We start from the raw sequence: 26,442 nt of genomic DNA, 5'->3' as shown, positions 1-26,442 counted from the left end.
TCTTAGTGCTCCCTTGGAAAAAGAGTGACGAGCCGTACCTGATTTCCATCATTGATTTGGAGTGCATCCATTTCCGCTGATGTTAAAAAAATCTCATCACTGTCATACGCAACACTCAGTAACAGCGCACGGAAGTCACTAAAGCGCTGATTAGCAATGATGCAGGGTACCCCATCGGTTCTGGCAACTGACTTAACCCGGCTGACAGGAACAAGCCGGCTCTCTTTTACTGCGCGTATCCGGTCGATCTCGGCCTGTAGTAAAGCGCCTGCATCAAAAATATCGATATGGCCTTCATAGGCCAGACCTTCTTTTTCGAGGATCGTACGAGCCGGTACCGTTTTCTCATGAACCAGCCCTATTACCCGCTGTGCCTCAGCGGGTAATAGGGATATATAAACAGGATGAAGGGGCATCAATTCGGCAATGAAGGTTTTCGATCCAATACCGGTTAAGTAATCTGCCTGGGAAAAAGGAATACCGAAAAAGTGCTGTCCCAAGGCATTCCAAAAAGGTGAATTTCCCTTATCATCCGCGACACCACGCATTTCAGCGAATATTATTTTAGAAAATAGATCCCTGAATGCCGCAATGAAAAGGAAACGCGCTTTAGAAAGAAACGTGCCGTTTTTCCCTTTATGATATTCCGGATCCAGGAACAAGGTACATAATTCGCTGTTACCGGTCTGATCTTGTTCCAGCGATAAGGCTTCAATAACTTTATAAATTCCCAACTCACGTGACGAACGAATGGTTCTTTGTACGCGAAAGTTATAAAACGGCTCTTCCAATCCTACCGCCGCTTCTATGCCGCTGACACCCACGACACGATTCTCGCCGGTATCTTCCAGCACAAAAAGGAATCCCTGCTGGGCCCTGGTCAGTTTTCCATCGAAAGTATCCACGCTACGTGAAATACGTGAACGTAATTGCTCCAGGTTATTTGGCAAAGATGTCAGGCCTATACCAGCGCGTTCAGATAAGGACTGAATACCATTTAAGTCACTATGCCGGACAGTTCGGAAAAGCATCATAACGTCACCTTCAACTTACCATTAACCCACGAACCGCATGATGGCGCTTTCAAGGCGAACCAGACCTTCATCAATATCAGCAAATTTGATATTTAATGCCGGCGCAAAGCGCAACACATCCGGGCCGGCAATCAAGGCAATTAATCCTTCCTCTGCTGCTATATTGGTTAACTGCTTCGCCTTACCCTGCCAGGCTTGATTCAATTCAGCGCCTAAAAGCAGCCCTTTACCCCGCAAACAGCTAAATAATTGATAACGCTGATTCAGTTCCGATAACTTGTCCATGAAGTATTCATGGCGCTGCTGAACTCCAGCGAGGAGTTCCGTCTGATTAACCATTGAAAACACTTTATTGGCAACGGCTGCTGCCAATGGATTACCACCAAACGTCGTGCCGTGTGTTCCAGGTTGAAAAACCTCTGCAATATGTTGTTTTGTCAACATGGCACCGATAGGGAACCCCCCTCCGAGACCTTTAGCACTGGTAAGAATATCAGGCACAACGCCATATTCCTGATAAGCATAAAGATATCCGGTACGGCCCACGCCAGTCTGAATTTCATCAAAAATGAGCAGCGCCTGAAAACGATCACATAACGTACGCAATTCCTGCAAAAATGCAGGGTCGGCGGGAATAACGCCACCTTCACCGATAATCGGCTCGACAATCACCGCACAGGTATTTTCAGAAATGCGTTCTCTGATCGCAGACAAATCGTTATAAGGGAGATGAGTAATTTCTTGAGGAAGAGGAGCATAATCTTGTGAATATTTTGGTTGTCCTCCTACCGTAACAGTAAATAATGTCCTGCCATGAAAAGAATCTTTAAATGAGATAATTTCTCTCTTATTTTTTCCATATTTATCAGCAGCATATTTTCTAGCTAATTTTAATGCCGCCTCGTTAGCTTCTGCCCCTGAATTGCAGAAAAACACCTTATCAGCAAACGTATTTTCCACAAGTTTCTTTGCTAATTTCAAAACCGGCTCATTAGTGTAACCATTTCCTATATGCCATAATTTCTCAATCTGAGAAATTAACGCATCTTTTAATTCCGGATGGGCGTGCCCTAATGAATTCACCGCAATTCCACCAGCAAGATCAATATATTCCTTGCCATCCTGATCCCATACTCTCGAACCTTCAGCCCGAACAGGTATGAACTTAGCCGGAGAAAAACAAGGTACCATATAGTGATCAAACCAACTTCTCTGAATATTTTCTGACATAGATCATTTCCCCTTAAAATAGAGAGTATTCGGACGAGATAAAACAATATGCTCCGCATCATTTTTCATCTCATACTTACACAAATTATTAATGGATGCCGAGGTAAAAATTTAACTCAGGTGAAACTTAAAAAGCCTTAAAAATAATAAAATTACAGGATTTCGTTAATATTATGCTTATTAATCCTCATCACTATTTTCGAAAAATAGTTGCTCAGCCATTAGACAGATACTGTTGCTCATGCTTAACAAAGTCAACACAAGTCATAAACAAAAAAAATACTTTTTGATCTCGTTCAAAATTCCAAAAAGTATTTTTATGCACACTTTATGCACTTATCATGAATAAACAGGGAATAAATGATGAATAAATTAAACCAGCTGCATATAGATGAGAAGAATAAATAAATAATTATTCATTAATAACGTCAGAAACTTATCTCCTTAAATGTAAAATAAAATTTGACGGAATTTAATTTTGCAAAAACCGGGGTAAATCTATAATCAAAATAACAAAATAAGTGAACAATATGACTATAACTTAATACAAAATTAACTATCCCGCCAAGAAGATTAGCGATGTCTGAACTTTGCTAAATTTCAAGTAATAACAACATCACTACCTAGTCGGATTATTTGTAACAAATTGATCGCATTCAGCCTTATCCTGATGATTTACTTGGATAGAGAAACAGATAAGAGACTATCCGAAGACAATTATTTATGGGAATGATTCCTTTCCTCATTCTGTTTTAACATAGAAACAATCCGGTATAAACAATGTATACCGGATTATCACATCAACGTTAAATTATTCAATATTTCTTAATATATCAGTATTATAGTGTCTCCTCATCACAACTGATCGCCAATGCGCTATTCAGGGCCTGAGCTAAAGCAATTCGATGTTCCTTATTCTCCATTAAACTAGTATGGTTACCCGGAACAGCAATTAACTGAAGCAAAGAGTCCGGCATTATCTGTGCCCAACCTAACGATGGGTCTATGGTTAAAGGCTTCGGTTCTTCATCCGAAACAAAAGGGGTAGGAGTGGGAGGTTCCATCGCATAAAACTGATGCAGCGTTACCGTTAATACCTGTGGCTTATAATCTTTGGCCATTTGCGCATAGTTCTCTAACTGTTCCCAACTTTTTGCGATTAAATCAGCGCGCAGATTGGCGGGATATAACGCTAATTCTTGCGCCGCTTCAATAAATTGCACCAAATTCAACTCATCAATTCGCCGGTGCAATATCGCGACCTCTTCTGTGCACTCCTCCCCTGACTGCCTGTCCAATTCAGCCAAGAATAGATGCTTGGATCGCATAGGCTGCTCTTCTAAATAATGAGGAGTCGGAGTATCAATCAACCCCAAGAAGCTCACCGCTTCACCGGCATGTAAAAGCCCCTGAGCTATAGCATGAGCCAATATACCGCCGGAAGAGTAACCACATATCCGATACGGACCTGCCGGTTGCACCGCTTTCATCAAGCCGATCATTCTGACCGCCTGCTCTTCCATCGTCGGTACCGCTTCTTCATTGATGGATGACCAAGACACCGTATAAATCGGATAACCTGACCGGATATGTTGAGCCAGCCCGAAGACATAGGAATAGTCTTCCATTCCACTGGGCACAAAGAACAATGGCAACCCTGTTCCCTCAGATCGCACCGGTATGGCGACGCTTTGCGACTGAGACAGCAAATCTGAAGTGATTTTTGCAGCCAATTCGAACAACACAGGACATTGAAATAGAGCATTCAATGTACAAATCAAGCCCTGACCGGCGGCAAGATTTACCATTCGTATGGCAAGCAGTGAATGACCACCCAATGCGAAGAAATTGTCATGCCGGCTAACCTGCTCAACCCCCAGCAATTCGCACCAAATCGCTGCCAATGCAGTTTCTGTTTCCCCATGCGGTGCGGCGTAAACCTGACGGGCAACCGCTTTTTCGTCCGGGGCAGGTAATGCCTGACGATCCAGCTTACCGTTCGGGGTCAGCGGGAAGGCATCCAAACGCACAAAAGCGCCCGGCACCATATAATCCGGCAGCAAAGCACTCAGGTATTCACGCAAACGGTTAACCAGCCTATCATTGGCCGGCACCACCACATAGGCAACCAGATGTTTATCCAGCCCATCACCCAACGCCAATACCCGCGCTTCACTCACCACTGGGTGTTCAATCAAACGTGCTTCGATTTCTCCCAGTTCAATACGGAAACCGCGGATTTTAACCTGCTGGTCATTACGGCCAACAAACACCAGATTGCCATCCGGCAGATAACGGGCCAAATCCCCGGTACGATACATGCGCGCCCCCGGAACATCGCTAAACGGATCTGTCAGAAAACGTTCAGCCGTCAGCTCAGGGCGGTTCAGATAACCCCGCGTCACACCCACACCACCGATATACAGCTCTCCGACAACCCCCAAAGGCACTGGCTGACCATAAGCATCCAGCAGATAAACCTGCGTGTTGGCTGTCGGGCGCCCGATAGACCCGCCTGTTTCCGTATAGTCTGACGGACAATGCCAGGTAGTGGCGCACACCGTGATTTCTGTCGGGCCATAATCATTGAACAGATTTACCCGGCTGCACAACACCTGAAGCAGCGCTGCGCTGGGGGTTTCACCACCCAGTACCAAGGTTGGCTTTATCGTTAGCGCCGGTAAATCGCTCCCTTCCTGGAGCAAAGCGGGAGTCAGTAAAACATGCGTCATCTTCTGTTCTTCCAGATAATGCCAAAGGCGTACTGGGTCCTGTCGAACCGTGTCGGCAGGAATCACCAGACTGGCCCCACCACTTAGCGCGGTCATCATTTCCGAGACACTGGCATCAAAACTAAAAGAAGCAAACTGCAATACCCGACTGGTTACACTCACGTCAAACCGGGTAATTTGCGCCAGCGCCAGGTTAACCACGCCCCGATGCTCCACCATCACCCCTTTCGGCCTACCGGTCGAGCCGGAGGTGTAAATTACATAAGCCAGATGCCGTGCCGTCAATGCAGGGACCTGCGGGTTACTGTCCGGCTGGTCCGGCAGTGAATTCGGGTCAAGCACCGTCAGGTTCGCAAGCACTTTCTCACCCAACGCCGTACGTCCGGCGTTATCCGCCAGTAAAATAGCCGGCGCGGCATCAAGCAGAATATGCGCCAAACGCTCACCCGGATAGGCCGGGTCCAGCGGTACATAGGCTCCACCGGCTTTCAATACCGCCAACAACCCCACCACCATTGCCGGTGAACGTGCCACACAAATCGCTACCGGCTGGTCGGGTCCCACACCCAACACCATCAGTTGATGGGCCAGGCGATTGGCGCAAGCATTCAGTTCCGCATAACTGAGCGTCTGATCCTCATACACCAGAGCCGTGACATCAGGGTTTTTCTCCGCCTGACACTCGAACAATTGATGAATGCATAACTGCTCAGGATACGCGGTTTCCGTCGCATTCCAGGTTTTTAACAACAACGTACGCTCCGCCGGGGTCAGAATATCAATTTCCCCAATCCGCTGTTGAGAATCATCCACCATCGCTTGCAGTACCGTGTGCAAATACCCCACATAGCGCTCGATTGTCTGTTGATCAAACAAGGCTGTGGCATAACTCAACGCTCCCACAATCCTGCCATTTTCCTCAGACAGTTCCAGTTCCAGATCAAACTTGGCTATGTCAAAAACGGGATCAACAGGTGAAACAGACAACTCGGGTAGTTCCCATTCCGAGCTCTCATTGTTCTGCCAGACAAACATCACCTGGAACAGCGGGGCATGCGCCAGTCTGCGCGGCGGCTGTACAATTTCCACCACCTGTTCAAACGGCAGGTCCTGATACGCCTGTGCTGCCAATGCGGTTTGCCGCACACGCGTAAGCAACTCAGCCACATTCGGCGCACCCGATAAATCAATCCGCAAGGCCAGCGTATTCACAAAGAAGCCAATCAGGGATTCCACTTCCTGGCGACTGCGGCCCGCACTTGAGGTGCCGATAACGACATCCTCCTGACCTGACAGGCGTGACAGAACCGTCGCCCAAGCTGACAACAAGGTCATAAATAACGTGACGCCCTGCTGTTCGCTCAGACGATTAAGAGATGCCGTTAATTCCGCATCCAAATCGATGAACACTACATGCCCCGCAAACGACTGCTGAGGCGGACGTGGCCGATCAATTGGTAAATCAAGCAACACGGGTGCGTCAGCCAGCATCGTACGCCAATAGTTCGATTGGGCCTGAACCCGTTCAGCCGATAGCCACTGACGCTGCCAGGCGGCGTAATCAGGATATTGAATCGCCAACGGTGACAATGGATCCGGTTGCCCGGTCAGAAATGCCGTATAGAGCGTGCTCAATTCACTTATCAGCACACCTACAGACCAGCCGTCTGACACAATGTGATGCTGGGTAAGCAGGAACCGGTATTCCTCATCCGTGAGCCGGATAAGCGAAGCACGGATAAGCGGGCCATGACTGAGATCAAATGACGTGCGGGCTTCGGTGCTCAGATGTTCAAGCACAGTTTCGGCATCCGCTATCCCACGCAGGTCATACTGAAACAACGGTAACCCTCTGTCCGCAGCTAACAGTTGTACTTGTGGCTGACCGTCAACGGAGACGAAGACGGAACGTAACGCTTCATGACGAGCAAACAACGTGTCGAGCGCCTGCTGCCAGGCAACAATATCCAACTGACCACATAAGCGCAGTGCCATCGGGATATGATAGGTATCACTGCCCCCCTCAAACTGGGCAAGAAGCCACAGACGCTGTTGAGCGAATGACAACGGCAACGCTCCCTCACGGGATATCGGCAGAATGGCGGGTAAAATCCTGCCCTGTTCATCAAACCGAGCACACATTGCCTCAGCAAAGGCGATTAACACCGGAGCTTCAAACAACGTACTCAGTGGCAGTTCGAAACCTAACGCCGCTATCCGGTTCATCATCCGCACCGCCAACAGCGAATGACCACCCAGCGCAAAGAAGTTATCATGCCGGCTGATTCGTTCTATCCCCAGGACTTCACACCAGATAGCCGCCAGCGCAATTTCAGCTTCCCCTTGCGGGGCCTCATAGACCTGACGGGCAAAGGCCTCCTCTCCTGGCGCCGGTAATGCCCGGCGATCCAGCTTGCCATTCGGAGTTAACGGGAAGGTATCCAAACGAACAAAGGCTGCCGGCACCATATAGTCAGGCAAAACGACACTCAGGTGAGCACGCAGGCTGTTAACCAGCCCCTCATCCTCGGGTGCCGCCACATAGGCAACCAGTCGTTTATTCAGCCCATCACCCAACGCCAACACCCGCGCGTCACTCACCGCCAGGTGTTCAGTTAAATGTGTCTCGATTTCCCCCGGCTCAATCCGGAATCCCCGGATTTTAACCTGTTGGTCATTACGGCCAACAAATATCAGATTACCGTCCGGCAGGTAACAGGCTAAATCCCCGGTGCGGTACATCCGCTCATCCGCTTTATGACTAAATGGATCAGTCAGGAAACGTTCAGCAGTCAATTCAGGACGGTTCAGATAACCCCGCGCCACCCCGACGCCACCAATATATATTTCACCCACGCAGCCTAATGGCACCGGTTGACCATGATCATCCAGCAGATAGATCCGCGTGTTGGCCGTCGGACGCCCGATAGAAACCCCGGTTTTCATATGGTCTGACAGACAATGCCAAGTTGTAGCGCAAACTGTGATTTCTGTCGGGCCATAGTCATTGAACAGATTTACCCGGCCATACAACACCCGAAGCAGCGCCGTACTGGGTGCTTCACCCGCCAGTATCAATGTCGGTTTTATCGTTAACGCCGGTAAATCAGCGCCGTCCTGAAGCAAAGCTGGGGTCAGGAAAGCATGCGTCACCCTCCGTTCTTCCAAGTAATGCCAAAGACGTAATGGATCCTGACGAACCGTGTTGTCAGGAATAACCAGACTGGCCCCACGACTCAGCGCGGTCATCATTTCCGAGACACTGGCATCAAAACTAAAGGAAGCAAACTGCAATATCCGGCTAGTCACCCTCACATCAAACCGGGTAATTTGCGCCAAAGCCAGATTGACCACACTACGATGCTCCACCATTACCCCTTTTGGCATACCAGTCGAGCCAGAGGTATAAATCACATACGCCAGATGCTGTGAAGTCAATGCCGGTATCTGCGGGTTACTGTCTGGCCGGTCAAACAGAATATTCGGGTCGAGTACGATCAATCCCGAAAGCGCCTCCTCACCCAATGCCTCCCGTCCGATATTATCCGCCAGCACAATAGCCGGCGCGGCATCAATTAAAATATGCGCCAGACGCTCGCTCGGATAAGCGGGATCCAACGGCACATAAGCGCCACCAGCTTTCAAAACTGCCAACAACCCCACTATCATCGCGGGTGAGCGAGACACGCAAATCGCCACCTGCTGATCCGGTACGACACCCAGCGCAATCAGTTGATACGCCAGCCGGTTAGCCCGGGCATTCAATTCTGCATAGCTGACGGTCTGGTCTTCATATACCAGAGCTATAGCGTCCGGGTTTTCCTCCACTTGCTGTTCAAATAACTGATGAATACATAGCTGCTCAGGATACGCGGTTTCCGTCGCATTCCAGGTTTTTAACAGCAACGTACACTCCGTTTCAGGCAGGATGTTCAGTGCTCGTACCGGCGTCTCCGGGGCCTGTTCCAGCGCCTCAACCAAACTCTCCAGCGCCTGCTGCATGTACCCGCATATCCTGTCCGGATCAAACGGTTGAACAATTTGAGCCGTCAAACCCAGTGCTTCACCAAAATCCTCTACCGATAACGCTAACGGATAGTTGGTCCGCTCCTGTCCGCCAATAAATTCAGTACCGCTGATAAGTTCATCCGACGTCTCCAGTTGGCTATTATGCCGATAATTCAACAGACTATTAAAGAGTGAGATATCACCCCGCACACCGCTGCAACGCTGGGCCAGCGCCAATGAAGCGTGCTCATGTGCTAATAATCCGGCGAGTCGGGTATGGGCGGCCTGCACACTGTCGCGTACCGGGGTATCATCAACATCCAGCCGCAACGGCAGCGTATTGATAAACAACCCCATGCCACTGTCAGCGCCGTCTCCCGCCTGCATCCGTCCAAACAGCACTGTGCCGAACACCACTTTTTCCTGACCGCTGGTACGCGACAGGACCTGCGCCCAGGCCAGATGACACAGCGAAGCCAAACTGACACCTAAACGCCGGGCCTGACTACGCAAACGGTCATTCAGTGTGCCCGTCAGCATCCGGCGAAATTCCACCACCTGCGAACCATCACGATGCACCTCCGTCAGGCCGAACGGCAGTGTGGGCTCATCCACCTCTGCCAGCATATCGGTAAAGAAGCGGGCATGCGCTTCCTGACTCACACCCAACCGGGCCTGCGCCACCAGATTGCGAAACGGCGCCGGCGCCGGCAGGCTGTCTTCCTGACCGGTAAGATACGCCTGTACTTCGCGGTTCATCACTTCCAGCGTGGTATGGTCACCAGTCAAATGATGCTGATATTCCAGCAGGATCCAGCGACCTTCTGCGCCTTCCTGCGCAATCACAAAATGCAACAAAGGCGCCCGGCCTAAATCGAGACGATGATGACGCGGATTAAAACGCTCGGCTAACTGGTCACTTATCGGCCCATCAGCCAGATCCAGCGTCAATTCAGTGACTGGCAATTGGGCCTGACGCCAAACCACCTGAACTGGCACTGACAATCCTTGCCAGATAAAGGCAGTACGTAAAATGTCGTGCCGATCAATTATCCGTTGGACTGCCGCTAAATAATTATCCAACAGCGTCCGATCAGTAAAAGCCATCTGACTAATCGACAGATACGGGTCACCTTCATTTGCCAACAGATGATGAAACAAAATCCCATCCTGCAACGGCGACAACGCGTAGATATCCTGAATATTAGCGATCCCCCCGGGCACCAGCCCAATGATTCGATCAATCTCAGACTGGGTCAGGTCAATCAATGGCAACAAGTCCGGGGTCAATGCCACCGTATCCGGTGTAATACGGTTTTCAGGCACCTGAATTTCATCATGCTGAACCAGAGACTGAGCCAGAACACAGAGGGTTGGATGCTGGAACAGGGTTTGTACCGATATACCCAGACCGATACGCCGCAATCGTTCAATCATCCGTACAACGAGCAGTGAATGGCCGCCCAAGGCAAAGAAGCTGTCATGCCGGCTGATCTGCTCAATGCCCAGCAACTCACACCAGACAGCCGCCAGCATCGTTTCTCTCTTCCCTTGCGGGGCTTCATAGACCTGACGGGCAAACGCCTCCTCATCTGGCGCCGGTAATGCCCGGCGATCCAGCTTGCCATTCGGGGTCAACGGGAAAGCATCCAAACGGACAAAGGCTGCCGGTACCATATAGTCAGGCAAAATGGCACTCAGGTGGACACGCAAACTGTTAACCAGCCCCTCCTGCGCTTCCGCTGCTACATAGGCGATCAAACGCTTATCCTGCCCGTCACCCAGCGCCAGTACCATCACCTCACGCACCGCCGGGTGTGCTGCCAGGCGCGTCTCAATTTCCCCCGGTTCAATCCGGAAACCACGAATTTTCACCTGTTGATCGTTACGGCCAACATACACCAGATTGCCATCCGGCAAGTAACGGGCTAAATCCCCGGTTCGGTACATCCGCGCATCCAATGCAGGACTAAACGGGTCAGCCAAGAAACATTCAGCGGTTAATTCAGCGTGATTAAGATAACCCCGCGCCACACCAACCCCGCCAATATACAGTTCCCCCACAGCCCCTAACGGCACCGGCTGACCATCAGCATCCAACAAATAAAGCCGTGTGTTGGCCGTCGGTCGGCCAATAGAAACCAGCTCACCCGAATAGTCTGACGGGCAACGCCAACTAGTAGCACACACCGTGATTTCCGTCGGACCGTAATCATTGAATAGCGTTACCCGGTCACTCAGAGCCTGAAACAACGCGGTACTGGGAGCCTCTCCGCCCAATATCAACGTTGGTTTTATCGTCATCACCGGCAAACCTGCACCGTCCTGGAGCAAAGCCGGAGTCAAGCAGGCATGCGTTATTGCCTGTTCCTCCAGATAATGCCAGAAGCGGTTTAGGTCCTGACGGACTGTATCTGCGGGGATAACCAAAGTCGCCCCACCAGCCAACGCCATCATAATTTCCTGGACACTGACATCAAATCCCAATGAGATAAACTGCAATATCCGGCTATCAGCGCCAATGCCAAACTGAGCAATTTTATCCAGAGTCAAGTTGACAAGCCCACGATGTTCAACCATCACCCCTTTTGGGGTGCCGGTGGAGCCGGAAGTGTAAATCACATACGCCAGATGCTGTGAAGTCAATGCGGTTATCTGCGGGTTACTGTCCGGTTGCTCAGGCAGGATATTCGGGTCGAGTACAGTCAGCCCCGAAAGCGTCTCCTCACCCAATACCTCCCGTCCGATATTATCTGCCAGCACAATAGCCGGCGCGGCATCATTCAGGATATGCGCCAGACGTTCACCCGGATAAGCCGGATCCAATGGCACATAAGCGCCACCGGCTTTCAATATTGACAACACCCCCACCACCATCGCCAGGGAACGTGACACGCAAATCACCACTCGCTGGTCCGGTGCGATCCCCTGCATCATCAGTTGATGGGCCAGTTGATTAGCGCGGGCATTCAGTTCCGCATAACTGAGCGTTTGCTCTTGATACCTCAGAGCCACCGCATCCGGGGTTTTCTCCACCTGCTGTTCAAACAACTGATGGATACACAACGCCTCAGGATACACAGTTTCAGTGGCATTCCAGGTCTTCAGCAACAATGTACGCTCCGCTGCCGGCAAAATTTCCAACTGCCGTACCGGCGTTTCCGGGGCCTGCTCCAGTGCCTCGACCAAACTCTCCAGCGCTTGCTGCATATACCCACATATCCGTTCCGGATCAAACGGCTGGACAATTTGCGCAGTCAGGCCCAGAGCGTTACCAAAATCTTCCACTGACAGGGCAAATGGATAGCTGGTCCGCTCCTGTCCGCCCAAGAATTCAATGCCACTGATAAGTTCATCCGCAGCGTCCGGCGGCAAATTGTGCCGGTAGTTCAGTAATGCATTGAACAGCGGTATCCCACTGGCAACCCCACTGCAATGTTGAACCTGCGCCAGTGAAGCATGTTCATGCCCCAACAATCCCGCTAACCGGGTATGAGCGGCCTGTACGCTGTCCCGTACCGGGGTTTCATCCATATCCAACCGCAATGGCAGAGTATTAATAAACAACCCCATGCCATTGTCCGCACCTTCACCCGCCGCCATGCGCCCAAACAGCACGGTGCCGAACACCACTTTTTCCTGACCGCTGGTGCGCGATAATACTTGCGCCCAGGCCAGATGACACAGCGATGCTAAACTGACCCCCAGACTCCGGGCCTGACGACGTAAACGGTGATTCAACTCAGACGTCAACATCCGATAGGATTCCGTCACCTGTGAACCATTGTTGTGTACTTCCGTCAACCCGAATGATAGCGTCGGTTCATCCACCTCCGCTAACATGTCGGTAAAGAAACGGGTATGCGCTTCCTGACTGATACCCAATCGGGCATGAGCCACTAAATTGCGGAACGGTACCGGCGCAGGCAGGCTGTCCCCCTGGCCCGTAAGATACGCCTGTACTTCACGGTTCATCACTTCCAGCGTCGTATGGTCACCGATCAGATGATGCTGATATTCCAGCAGGATCCAACGCCCCTCTGCGCCTTCCTGCGCAATCACAAAGTGCAGCAAAGGCGCCCGGCCCAAATCGAGACGATGATGACGTGGGTTAAAATGCCCGGTTAACTGGCCACTAATCGGGCCGTCGGCCGGATCCAGTGTCAGTTCAGTAACGGATAATTGAGCCTGACGCCAAACTACCTGCGCCGGGACCGACAATCCTTGCCAGATAAAGGCAGTACGTAAAATGTCGTGCCGATCAATCACCCGTTGCACCGCCGCTAAATAACGATCCAACAGAGTCCGGTCAGCAAAAGCCATCTGACTGATCGACAGATACGGATCATATTCATTCTCCAGCAGATGGTGGAACAAAATACCATCCTGCAACGGCGACAGCGCATAGATATCCTGAATATTAGCGATCCCACCCGGCACCAGACCGACGATGCAATCAATCTCCGGCTGAGTCAGGTCAATTAACGGTAACAGATCCGGCGTCAACGCCACTGTATTCGGTGTAATACCGTTGTCAGGCACCTGAATTTCATCATGCTGCATCAGGGATTGTGCCAGAACACAGAGTACTGGATGTTGGAATAATGTTTGTACCGATAAACCCAGACCAATACGCCGCAATCGTTCAATCATACTCACAGCGAGTAATGAATGACCACCCAGCGCAAAGAAGCTGTCATGCCGGCTGATCTGCTCAATGCCCAGCAACTCACACCAGACAGCCGCCAGCATCGTTTCTCTCTTCCCTTGCGGGGCTTCATAGACCTGACGGGCAAACGCCCCTTCACCTGGCGCCGGTAATGCCCGGCGATCCAGCTTGCCATTCGGGGTTAACGGGAAGGACTCCAAACGAACAAAAGCCTCCGGCACCATATAGTCAGGCAATACGGCACTCAGGTGGGCACGCAGGCTGTTAACCAGCCCCTGATCCTCGCGCGCCACCACATAAGCAATCAGCCGTTTGCCCTGACCGTTACTCAGCGCTAATACCAGAGCTTCACGTACCGCCGGGTGCGCTGTTAGCCGTGCTTCGATTTCTCCCGGTTCAATCCGGAATCCCCGGATTTTAACCTGTTGGTCATTACGGCCAACAAACTCCAGATTACCGTCCGGCAGGTAACGGGCTAAATCCCCGGTGCGGTACATCCGCGCATCCGCTTTATAACTAAATGGATCAGTCAGGAAACGTTCAGCTGTCAATTCAGGCTGGTTCAGATAACCCCGCGCCACCCCGACGCCACCAATATACATTTCACCCACGCAGCCTAATGGCACCGGTTGACCATGATCATCCAGCAGATAGATCCGCGTGTTGGCCGTCGGACGCCCGATAGAAACCCCTGTCTCCATATGGTCTGACTGACAACGCCAAGTTGTAGCGCAAACTGTGATTTCTGTCGGGCCATAGTCATTGAACAGATTTACCCGGCCACACAACACCTGAAGCAGCGCCGCGCTGGGTGCTTCACCCGCCAGTATCAATGTCGGTTTTATCGTTAGCGCCGGTAAATCAGCCCCTTCTCGAAGCAAAGCTGGAGTCAGGAAAGCATGTGTCACCCTACGTTCTTCCAGATAATGCCAAAGACGTAATGGATCCTGACGAACCGTGTCGGCAGGAATAACCAGACTGGCCCCACCACTCAGCGCGGTCATCATTTCCGAGACACTGGCATCAAAACTAAAGGAAGCAAACTGCAATATCCGGCTGGTTACCCTCACATCAAACCGGGTAATTTGCGCCAAAGCCAGATTGACCACACTACGATGCTCCACCATCACCCCTTTTGGCATACCAGTCGAGCCAGAGGTATAAATCACATACGCCAGATGCTGTGAAGTCAATGTCGGTATCTGCGGGTTACTGTCCGGTCGTTCTGACAGGATATTCGGATCGAGTACGGTCAATCCCGAAAGCGCCTCCTCACCCAATGCCTCCCGTCCGATATTATCCGCCAGCACAATAGCCGGCGCGGCATCAATCAAAATATGCGCCAGACGCTCACCAGAATAGGCAGGGTCCAGCGGCACATAAGCGCCTCCAGCTTTCAAAACCGCCAACAGTCCCACTATCATCGCGGGTGAGCGAGGCACGCAAATCGCTACCCGCTGATCCGGTACGACACCCAGCGCAATCAGTTGATGCGCCAGCCGGTTAACCCGGGCATTTAATTCCGCATAGCTGACAGTCTGGTCTTCATACACCAGAGCCGTAGCGTCCGGGTTTTCTTCTACTTGCTGTTCAAACAATTGATGAATACACAACTGGTCAGGATACGCAGTTTCCGTCGCATTCCAGGTCCTTAACAACAACGTACACTCCGTTTCAGGCAGAATGTTCAGTGCCCGGATCGGCGTCTCCGGGGCCTGTTCCAGCGCCTCAACCAAACTCTCCAGCGCCTGTTGCATGTATCCGCATATCCTGTCCGGATCAAACGGCTGCACTACATGAGCGATCAGCTCCAGCGTGGCGCCACCATCCTCCACCGACAACCCAAAGGGGTAATTAGTGCGCTCCTGTTCACTCAGGAATTCGATACCCTCCATCGTTTTATCCGACGTCACCGGCTGATCACTATGCCGGTAATTCAACAAAGCACTAAAGAGAGGCGTACCACTGGCAACCCCACTGCACCGCTGGGCCAGCGCCAGTGAGGCATGTTCATGGGCCAGCAACCCAGCCAGCCGCAAATGTACCGCCCGCACACTGTCCCGTACCGGGGTATCATCGATATCCAGCCGCAGCGGCAGGGTATTGATAAACAATCCCATGCCATTGCCGGCGCCTTCACCTGCCGCCATGCGTCCAAACAGCACAGTGCCGAACACCACTTTCTCCTGCCCGCTGGTTCGAGACAATACTTGTGCCCAGGCCAGATGACACAGCGCCGCCAGACTGACACCCGAACGCCGGGCCTGATGGCGAAGACGGTCATTCAACCCAGTCGTCAGCATCCGGTGGGATGCCGTCTCCTGAGATCCATCAAGATGCACCTCCGTCAGCCCGAATGGCAACGTGGGTTCATCCACCTCCGCTAACATGTCGGTAAAGAAACGGCTATGCGCTGCCTGACTCACCCCCAGCCGGGCCTCCGCCACCAGATTGCGGAATGGCACCGGGTCAGGCAGACAATCTTCCTGTATGAAAAAATACGCCTGCACTTCACGGTTCATCACTTTCATTGTGGTATAGTCGCCAAGCAAGTGATGTTGCAACTCCAGTAAAAACCAGCGGCCATCGGTCTCCTGTGCCACGACAAAACGCAGCAGAGGGGCCTGACCCAAATCAATACGACAATGACGGGGATTAAAACGTTGCGCCAGTTGATCACCAACCGGCCCATCAACCGAGTCCAACGTCAATTCAGTGACTGACAACGGAGCCCGGCGCCAGACCACCTGAGCCGGTACAGACAATCCTTCCCAAATAAACGCGGTACGCAAAATATCATGGCGATCAACCACCTGTTGCACCGCCGCCAGATAACGATCCAGCAGAGTCCGGTCAGCAAAAACCATCTGGCTGGCTAACAAATAGGGATCACCTTCGTTTGCCAGTAAGTGGTGGAATAAAATGCCGTCCTGTAACGGCGACAGCGCATAGATATCCTGAATATTCGCCATCCCGCCCGGTACCTGTTCAACGATACGGTCAATCTCCGCCTGAGTCAGATCAATCAGCGGCAACATCGCCGGTGTTAACGCCGTGGTGGCCGGCGTAATCACATTGGCCGGCACCCTCACAGCCTGATGCTGTCCCAATGTTTGCGCCAGTGCCGACAATACCGGCGACTGGAACAGATCACGCGCCGCCAGTGTCAATCCCTGGTGACGCAGGCGTTCAATCATCCGCACCGCGAGCAATGAATGGCCGCCCAGAGCAAAGAAGCTGTCATGTCGGCTGATTTGATCAATGCCCAATAACTCACACCAGATAGCCGCCAGGGCAATCTCAGTCTCTCCCTGCGGAGCTTCATAAATCTGACGGGCAAATGCCTCCTCCCCCGGTGCCGGTAATGCCCGGTGATCCAGCTTGCCATTCGGGGTCTGCGGGAAGGACTCCAGACGCACAAATGCCGCCGGGACCATATAGTCGGGTAAAACGGCACTCAGGTGTTCGCGCAAACGAGCAGCTAATCCCTCCTCCTCCGACACCACATAGGCGACCAGCCGTCTATCCCGTCCTTCATCCAGCGTCAGCACCACAGCTTCCTGCACCGCAGGGTGTTCCACCAGCCGGGTTTCAATTTCCCCCAGCTCAACACGGAAGCCACGGATTTTTACCTGCTGGTCGTTACGGCCCAAGAACTCCAGGTCACCGTCCGGCAGATAGCGGGCCAAATCCCCAGAGCGATACATCCGCGCACCGGCTACCGGGCTAAAAGGATCCGGCATAAAACGTTCTGCGCTCAGTTCCGGCTGGTTAAGATAACCGCGCGCTACCCCGACGCCGCCAATATACATTTCGCCAACACAGCCTGTGGGTACCGGTTGACCATATTTATCCAGCAGGTAGATGCGGGCATTTTTCGCTGGCCGGCCGATAGAACGGGCATCTTCCGGGGATAACACATCCTTATAAGTCACCGTCACAACATTTTCAGTCGGGCCATAACCGTTCAACAGCCGGGGCCGGTGGGTTTCATGAGTAAACCAGTCCTGAACGGCGTTCTTTTTCACCGCTTCACCGCCAATGATGATAAGCCGGAGGCAATCCGGCAGCAGTAATCCGTTGTCTCTGGCCGCCAGTTCAGACCAGAACAAGGTCGGTAGTGACATCACCGTAATACGATATTGCCGGGTTAAAGCAATAAATTCCGCCACCGACGCCAACCAACTGTCATCCCGCATCACCAACGTAGCCCCGTTACATAGTGACGAGAAGAAATCTTCCACTGAAACATCAAAAGCAAACGCGGCGAATTGCAACACCCGGTCTTGTGCGGTGACAGCATAGGTATCATTAAAGCCCAGATAACGTTGATAAATTGCCTGATGTTCTACCATCACCCCTTTAGGCTGTCCGGTTGAGCCGGAGGTATAGATGACATACGCCAGATGCTGGGGCGTCAACGCCGGCACCTGCGGGTTGTTGTCCGGCTGGTCTGGCTGCGTATTTGGGTCCAGTACCGTCAACCAGGTCAGCGCGTCCTCGCCCAACACCGCCCGACCTGTCACATCAGCCAATACCACCGACGGCGCTGTATCATTCAGGATATATGCCAGACGTTCCTGCGGATAGGTTGAGTCCAGCGGCACATAAGCGCTGCCGGCTTTCAGTACAGCTAACAACGCCACCACCATCGCCGGGGAACGCGCCACACAAATTGCCACCCGCTGGTCGGGTGTGACACCCAGCGCAATCAGTTGATGGGCCAGGCGGTTGGCGCCAGCATTTAATTCGGCATAACTAAGCGTCTGTTCCTGATACACCAGTGCTGTGGCATGCGGATTTTGCTCCGCCTGTTGCTCAAACAGTTGATGAATACATAGCGGATCAGGGTACCGGGTTTCCGTGGTATTCCAGGTTTCCAGCAACAGCGTGCGTTCCGTTTCCGGCAGGATATTCAGCGTTCGTACCGGGGTCTCTGAGGCCTGCTCCAAAGCTTCCACCAGACTTTCCAACGCCTGCTGCATATAATCGCATATCCTGTCCGGATCAAACGGCTGCACCACATTAGCGGTCAGCCCCAACGTGGCGCCCCCGTCCTCTACCGACAGCACAAACGGATAGTTGGTCCGCTCCTGTTCGCCCAGGAATTCAATCCCGGCCATCGTTTCATCCAGCGGATCCGGCTGCTCATTATGCCGGTAGTTCAACAAGGCACTAAAGAGTGGCGTACCGCTGGCAACCCCGCTGCACTGTTGAGCCAGCGCCAGTGAGGCATGCTCATGCTCCAGCAACCCAGCCAGCCGCAGATGTACCTCCCGCACACTGTCCCGTACCGGGGTATCATCGATATCCAACCGCAACGGCAGAGTATTAATAAACAACCCCATTCCATTGTCAGCCCCTTCTCCCGCCGCCATGCGCCCAAATAGCACGGTGCCGAACACCACTTTCTCCTGCCCACTGGTACGCGACAATACCTGTGCCCAGGCCAGATGACACAACGCCGCCAGACTGACACCCAAATTCCGGGCCTGATAACGCAGGCGGTCATTCAACCCGGCCGTCAGCATCCGGTAGGATTCCATCTCCTGAGATCCATTGTGATGCACATTCACCAGCCCGAACGGCAACGTCGGCTCATCCACCTCCGCTAACATGTCGGTAAAGAAACGGGTATGCGCGGCCTGATTCATTCCCAGCCGGGCCTGCGCTACCAGATTGCGGAACGGCACCGGGTCAGGCAGGTTCTCCTCTTGCCCGGAAAAATAGGCTTGAACTTCGTGTTTCATCACTTCCACCGTTTCATGGTCGCCGATCAAGTGATGATGCAATTCCAATAAGAACCAGCGACCGTCAGTTTCCTGAGCGATGACAAAATGCAATAGCGGGGCCTGACTCAGATCAAGACGATACTGGCCCGGATCAAAACGCCGGGTTAACTGGTCAATAACAGAGCCGTCAGCTGGGTTCAACGTCAGTTCAGTCACCGGTAAGGTCGCCTGACGCCAGACAACCTGCGCTGGCCCAGACAATCCTTCCCAAAGAAAAGAAGTACGCAGGATGTCATGGCGATCAACCACCTGCTGCACTGCCGCCAGATAACGGTCCAGCAAAGCGCGGTTTGCAAAAGCCACCGGATAGAGCACCAGATACGGGTCGCCTTCGCTCTCCAGCAGATGATGAAACAAAATGCCATCCTGCAACGGTGACAAGGCATAGATATCCTGAATATTATCGATTCCGCCCGGCACCTGTTCAACGATACGGTCAATCTCCGGTTGAGTCAGATCAATCAGCGGCAACATCGCTGGTGTTAACGCCGTGGTAGCTGGCGTAATCACATTAGGCGGCACCATCACCGCCCGGCTGCGCCCCAATGTTTGCGCCAGGTCTGACAGCACCGGCGACTGGAACAGATCACGCGCCGTCAGTGTCAATCCCTGGTGACGCAGACGTTCAATCATCTGCACGCCAAGTAGTGAATGGCCGCCCAAGGCAAAGAAGCTGTCATGCCGGCTTATCTGCTCAATGCCCAATAACTCACGCCAGAGAGCAGCCAGGGCTATCTCTGCTTCCCCTTGCGGGGCCTCATAAATCTGACGGACAAAATCATCCTCGCCCGGCGCCGGTAATGCCCGGCGATCCAGCTTACCATTCGGAGTTTGTGGGAAAGTCTCCAGACGCACAAAGGCCACCGGTATCATATAGTCAGGTAAAATGGCCCTCAGGTATTCACGTAAACGGGCTGCCAATCCCTCCTGCACTTGCGCTGCCACATAAGCGACCAATCGTTTGCTCTGTCCATCATCCAGCGCCAGCACCGCGGCCTCTTGCACCGCTGGGTGTTCCACCAACCGGGTTTCAATTTCCCCCAGTTCAACCCGGAAACCCCGAATTTTAACCTGCTGGTCGTTACGACCAATGAATTCCAGGTCACCATCCGGCAGGTAGCGGGCCAAATCCCCGGAACGATACATCCGCGCACCGGGTTCCGGGCTAAAAGGATCTAGTATAAAACGTTCTGCACTCAGTTCCGGCCGGTTCAGATAACCGCGCGCCACTCCGACGCCGCCAATATACATTTCACCCACGCAGCCTAATGGCACGGGTTGACTATATTGATCCAGCAGGTAAATGCGGGCATTTTTGGCTGGCCGACCGATAGAACGGGCATCGTCCGGGGATAGAACATCCTTATAAGTCGCCGTCACGACATTTTCAGTCGGGCCATAACCGTTCAACAGCCGGGGCCGGTGGGTTTCATGAGTAAACCAATCCTGAACGGCGTTCTTTTTCACCGCCTCACCGCCAATGATGATCAGCCGGAGGCAATCCGGCAGCGGTAATCCATTGTCTCTGGCCGCCAGTTCAGACCAGAATAAGGTCGGCAGTGACATTACCGTAATACGATATTGCCGGGCTAAGGCAATAAATTCCGCCACCGACGCCAACCAACTGTCATCGCGAAGAACCAACGTAGCCCCGTTGCATAACGACGAGAAGAAATCTTCCACTGACACATCAAAGGCAAACGCGGCAAATTGCAGTACCCGGTCTTGCGCGGTGACAGCATAAGTCTCATTAAAACCCAGATACCGTTGATATATCGCCTGATGCTCTACCATTACCCCCTTCGGCTGCCCGGTTGAGCCGGAGGTGTAAATCACATAAGCCAGATGCTGAGGCGTCAACGCCGGAACCTGCGGATTGTTGTCCGGCCGGTCTGGCTGCGTATTTGGGTCCAGTACCGTCAACCCGGTCAACACTTCTTCGCCCAGCACCGCCCGACCGGCCACATCAGCCAATACAACCGACGGCGCCGTATCATTCAGGATATACGCCAGACGTTCCTGCGGATAGGTTGAGTCCAGCGGCACATAAGCGCCGCCGGCTTTCAGCACGGCTAACAGCGCCACCACCATCGCCGGAGAGCGGGCCACGCAAATCACCACCGGCTGGTCGGGGGTAACACCCAACGCCATCAATTGATGGGCCAGGCGGTTGGCGCTGGCATTTAATTCCGCATAACTGAGCATCTGCTCTTGATACACCAGCGCAATAGCGCCTGGGGATTGCGCTGCCTGTTGCTCAAATAACTGATGAATACATAACGGGTCAGGATACGGAGTTTCCGTGGCATTCCGGGTTTCCAGCAACAACCTGCGTTCAGCCTCGGACAACAAATTCAGTTGCCCGACAGGGATGCCATCACCGTTCCTTTTCGACAATGCCAGCATCTGTAAATGTTCACTCATCCGTTGAACCACTTCCGCGCTCAAACGGTTTGTATCGTATACCCAGCGAAAACCGCCCTGTGCATTCACCTGGAGCGTCAGCAATTCACCAGATACCTTATGATCACACGGTGTGTCATCTTGTATCACCGAGACGGCGATCTGCCACGGCCGGCGGGTCGCCAACGCCGGAATAGCCTGCAATGAAGGAAAACGGATGAAAAGATCGCGACTAAATGTCCAGTGCCGCATCAACTGGACAAGTTCGTTATCAATCCAATCAGCTACCGCTCTCCACGGCTTATCAAACGCCACCTCAATGGTCATCGGCACCATAGGCGCCAGATCGGCCAGATTATCGTTTGCCTTCACGCCCCAACCGATTTGGAATTCAGTCTGCTGGGTCAAGCGCGCAAGATAGATAGCGAATGCCTGTAATAATGTCCGCAATGGCTCCTCTTCTCCGTTTTTCGGCAACGAGGACTGCCAAAGACTCATGGCCCATTTGGGCTCCGCTTGCTCTGCGGCGGTCTCGAAAGGTAACTGGAGCGGTTGCAAAGCAGCAAGGCGTTCATACCAAAATGATTCACTGGGTATGAGCGCCTGGGGGATATGATGTGTATTTTGAGTCTGTGGTGAGGTGTCATTTGTGTTGGTTATGTATTCTGACGTCTGAGAGAGGAATTCAGCGCTAAGAGCACTTCCTGCTTCAGCAATGCTATCTTTCATTTACGACCTCAACGAATCTGTTAAGAATTTGAAAACTGTCATTCCTGACAGCCATCACCAATATTTTCTTCTTACCTTCAGGAAATAAAAACCGGCACATCCGATATCAATTCAAGATAATCAGATACTGGATGCCATAACCCGGTTAATAGCCGTATCATTAAAACACTACGATACTAATTACCCTGATAACGGAATAAATCATTCACTTTATGATCCAGAATAAGCTATTCCATTTCCACTCCTGTTTTTTAGATAAATTTAATTAATTTTCTACAATTTTCATTGACTGACATCAAATTAAATAATTAAAGATTAACCCATCCAATGAATTCATTATCATATTAAGCAAAAATATAATTTCAGATCAAAAACAATCTCATTTAAATTTAACAACAAAAGAATCACCAATAACGTGAATACGACAAACAGACCGGCACTACCTCACCTCATTACATATTGTTTTATAAAAACCAAGTCGCATTGCGAATAGAAATGTTATTTAATCCAATAATACCAAGAAATAATTAAAATTTACAATTAACTACACCACATATTACCCCGCAATAAAATAATGTGACAGGAATAATTATTAATTGTTTATGATATTGATTAAAAAGATAAAAATTACAGAAAGATCGTTCTTTGATGTGATTTTCCGAACATCCTGCGATATTGAACTGCACCGTGGCGCAAGCAGGAACACAGTTTAAAGACACCGATTAACACATACATTGAGACTGTCCCTTACCGTTCTTTCATTCCTATTATCACGAGTCATTTAAAATAAAAACAATATATACCCTTCATCTTTCAAGTTGCTGCTTTGTTAGCTGCGTTCACTTACCCCAGTCACATAGTTATCTATGCTCCTGGGGATGCGTTCACTTGCCGCCGCGCTGCAACTTGAAATCTATTGGGTATAAAAAAAAGTGAGGTAATGAAATCAAAACTGATTAAATCAGCCTATATCACCACCAGAAAACACATTATCAAAACTTCGGCTATTGTTTATCAAAAAAACATTTTCAACAATGACTCCACAACCAAATACAGGATTAAAATACCCAGAAAATCAAAAAAATAGAATAAAATTAATAATAAAACCCGACTTAGATCACATAATAGGGAACAAAAACAATAACGGAGAAATGTAATTAAGAAAATTATTAATAAAATTATCCGTTTTATTATTTTTTTAATATAAAAATGATCCGGTATAAAAATATATACCGGATCATACATCAACATCAAATTATTCTATATTGATTAATGTGTCAGTATTACAGCGCCTCCCCATCACAATGCATTGCCAACACCCTATTCAGAGCCTGAGCTAAAGCGATTCTATGTTCCTTATTCTCCATCAAACTCGCATGGTTACCTGGAACAGCAATCAACTGAAGTAAAGAGTCAGGCATTATCTGTGCCCAGCCTAACGATGGGTCCATAGTTAAAGATTTCGGTTCTTCATCCGCAACAAAAGGATTAGGCGGACAAGGTTCCATCGCATAAAACTGATGCAGCGTTACCGCTAATGCCTGCGGCTCATACTCTTCGACTATTTGTATATAATGCTCTCCCTGCTCCCAACGTTTGGCGACTAAATCAGGGCGAAGACTGGCGGGATATAACGCCAATTCCTGTGCCGCTTCAATAAACTGCACCAAATTCAGCTCATCAATTCGCCGGTACAATGCCGCAATCTCTTCTGTGTGTTCCCCCCCAAACTGCTTTATTAACACAGCAAAGAACAGATGGTTGAGTTGCACAGGCTCCTCACTGACATCATGAGGAGCCGGCGTATCAATCAATCCCAGGAAGTTAACCTCCTCCCCGGCATGTAAAAGCCACTGGGCAATGGCATAAGCCAATATGCCGCCGGAAGAGTAACCCGCTATCCGGTACGGGCCTGCCGGTTGAACCGCTTTCATCAAGTTGATCATTCTGGCCGCATGCTCTTTCATCGTCGCCATCGGTTCTTCACTGATGGACGGCCAGGGCAGCGTATAAACCGGATAGTCTGACCGGATATGTTGAGCCAGCCCGTAAACATAGGAATAGTCTTCCATTCCACTGGGCACAAAGAACAATGGCAGCGCCGTTCCACCCGGTCGCACCGGTATGGCGCTGGTCTGCGGCTGAGACAGCAAATCTGAGGTGATTTTTGCTGCCAGTTCAGACAACACAGGGAATTGGAACAAGGCGTTCAAGGTACAAATCAAACCCTGACCGGCGATAAGATTGACCATTCGAATGGCAAGCAGTGAATGGCCGCCCAGAGCGAAGAAGTTGTCATGCCGGCTGACCTGTTCAATCCCCAGCAATTCACGCCAGATGTCCGCCAATGCGATTTCTGTTTCTCCTCGCGGTGCGGCGTAAATCTGACGGGCAACCGCTTTTTCGTCCGGTGCGGGTAATGTCCGGCGATCCAATTTACCGTTCCGGGTCAACGGGAAAGCACCCAGCCGGACAAACGCCGACGGTATCATATATTCAGGTAATCGAGTTGACAGATGCGAACGCAAATGTTGAGCCAGTCCTTCCTCATCATCCGCGACCACATAAGCGACCAGACGCTTATCCTCCCCTTTACCATCAGTGACCACCAGTGACTCCCGAACGGCAGGGTATTCCATCAGACGCGCTTCTATCTCTCCGGGTTCTATACGGAATCCCCGGATTTTCACCTGCTGATCATTGCGCCCCACATAAACCAGGTTACCCTCCGACAAATAACGGGCAAGGTCACCTGTCCGATACATACGGGCACCCGGCATCACTGAGAATGGGTCATCCAGGAAACGCTCTGCGGTCAGATCCGGCCTGTTCAGATAACCACGGGCGACACCCGCCCCCCCGATATAGAGTTCACCCACCGCGCCCCGCGGCACTGGCTGACCCTGCGCATCAAGCAGGTAGATACGTGTATTGTTTATTGGACGGCCGATAGGGATCTCCTCCCCCTGATAATCGGGTGGACAATGCCATGCCATGACCGCAACGGTGGCTTCGGTCGGGCCATAAATATTAAAGGTGTTATACCTGCCGGCTAACGATTGCAATAACGCAGAACCCAGCGCCTCCCCTGCAAATATCAAGGTTAAATGCGTTTGTAACGGGGGCAGTTCGTGAGCATTCTGAAGGACGGCAGGCGGCAAAGTCAGATGAGTAATACGCTGTTCATCCAGATAATTCCACAAGGCATTCCTGTCATAGCGGATATCGTCTGCCAGAATATGGAGGGCGGCGCCCGCGCCATAGGCCATCATAATGTCCGCAACGCTGGCGTCAAAACTAATGGAGGCAAATTGCAAAACCCGGCTATCCGGTTTAACACCCAGGCGATCAATATGGTCGATTGCCAAATTTATGACGCCACGATGTTCCACCATCACCCCTTTGGGCATACCGGTGGTACCTGAGGTATAAATCACATAGGCCAGCTGTCTTGAATGCAGTGATAATCCCTGCGGGTTGCTGTCCGGTTGTTCCCCATCCGTATCCGGCTCTAACACCTTCAGCCCTTTCAGTACATCCTGACCCAAAGCCGTACGCCCCACCGCATCCGCCACCACCATGACCGGAGTGGCATCACTTAAAATCCCCCTCAAACGGTCACTCGAATAGGCAGGATCAAGCGGGACGTAAGCACCTCCGGCCTTCAATATAGCCAGCAACCCTATCATCATCGACGCAGAACGGGAGACACAAAGCGCAACACGTTGCTCCGGTATCACGCCCTGTGCAATAAGCTCATGGGCCAACCGGTTTGCCCGCCTGTTCAGTTCAGCATAGCTCAGCGTCTCAGCCCCACACACAAGTGCGGTTGCATTCGGTGCCTT

General features: G+C 51.4%; 4 protein-coding genes. All 4 read right to left on the bottom strand.

Annotated features, from left to right (window positions below):
* Positions 1 to 2: 2 nt before the first annotated feature.
* On the bottom strand, positions 3 to 1,034 hold the full coding sequence (gene astA / locus LGZ99_RS13115; protein ID WP_023046081.1) for an arginine N-succinyltransferase: 1,032 nt from the start codon (positions 1,032 to 1,034) through the stop codon (positions 3 to 5).
* 21 nt (positions 1,035 to 1,055) lie between these two features.
* Complete coding sequence (locus tag LGZ99_RS13110) at positions 1,056 to 2,264, bottom strand: aspartate aminotransferase family protein (protein ID WP_023046080.1); 1,209 nt, start codon at positions 2,262 to 2,264, stop codon at positions 1,056 to 1,058.
* A gap of 839 nt (positions 2,265 to 3,103) precedes the next feature.
* A complete protein-coding gene (gene pdtS, locus LGZ99_RS13105) occupies positions 3,104 to 22,597 on the bottom strand; it encodes a photoditritide non-ribosomal peptide synthetase (protein ID WP_262979180.1) in 19,494 nt (6,497 codons plus the stop codon).
* Positions 22,598 to 23,880: 1,283 nt separating this feature from the next.
* Positions 23,881 to 26,442, bottom strand: a 2,562-nt coding sequence (locus LGZ99_RS13100; protein WP_262979179.1) for a non-ribosomal peptide synthetase, incomplete at its 5' end; no start/stop codon positions are given.

The sequence above is a fragment of the Photorhabdus temperata genome, assembly GCF_025384845.1.
Lineage (GTDB): Bacteria > Pseudomonadota > Gammaproteobacteria > Enterobacterales > Enterobacteriaceae > Photorhabdus > Photorhabdus temperata.
The sequence above is the reverse complement of the archived record's forward strand: the minus strand, read 5'-3'. Positions and strand labels throughout refer to the sequence as shown.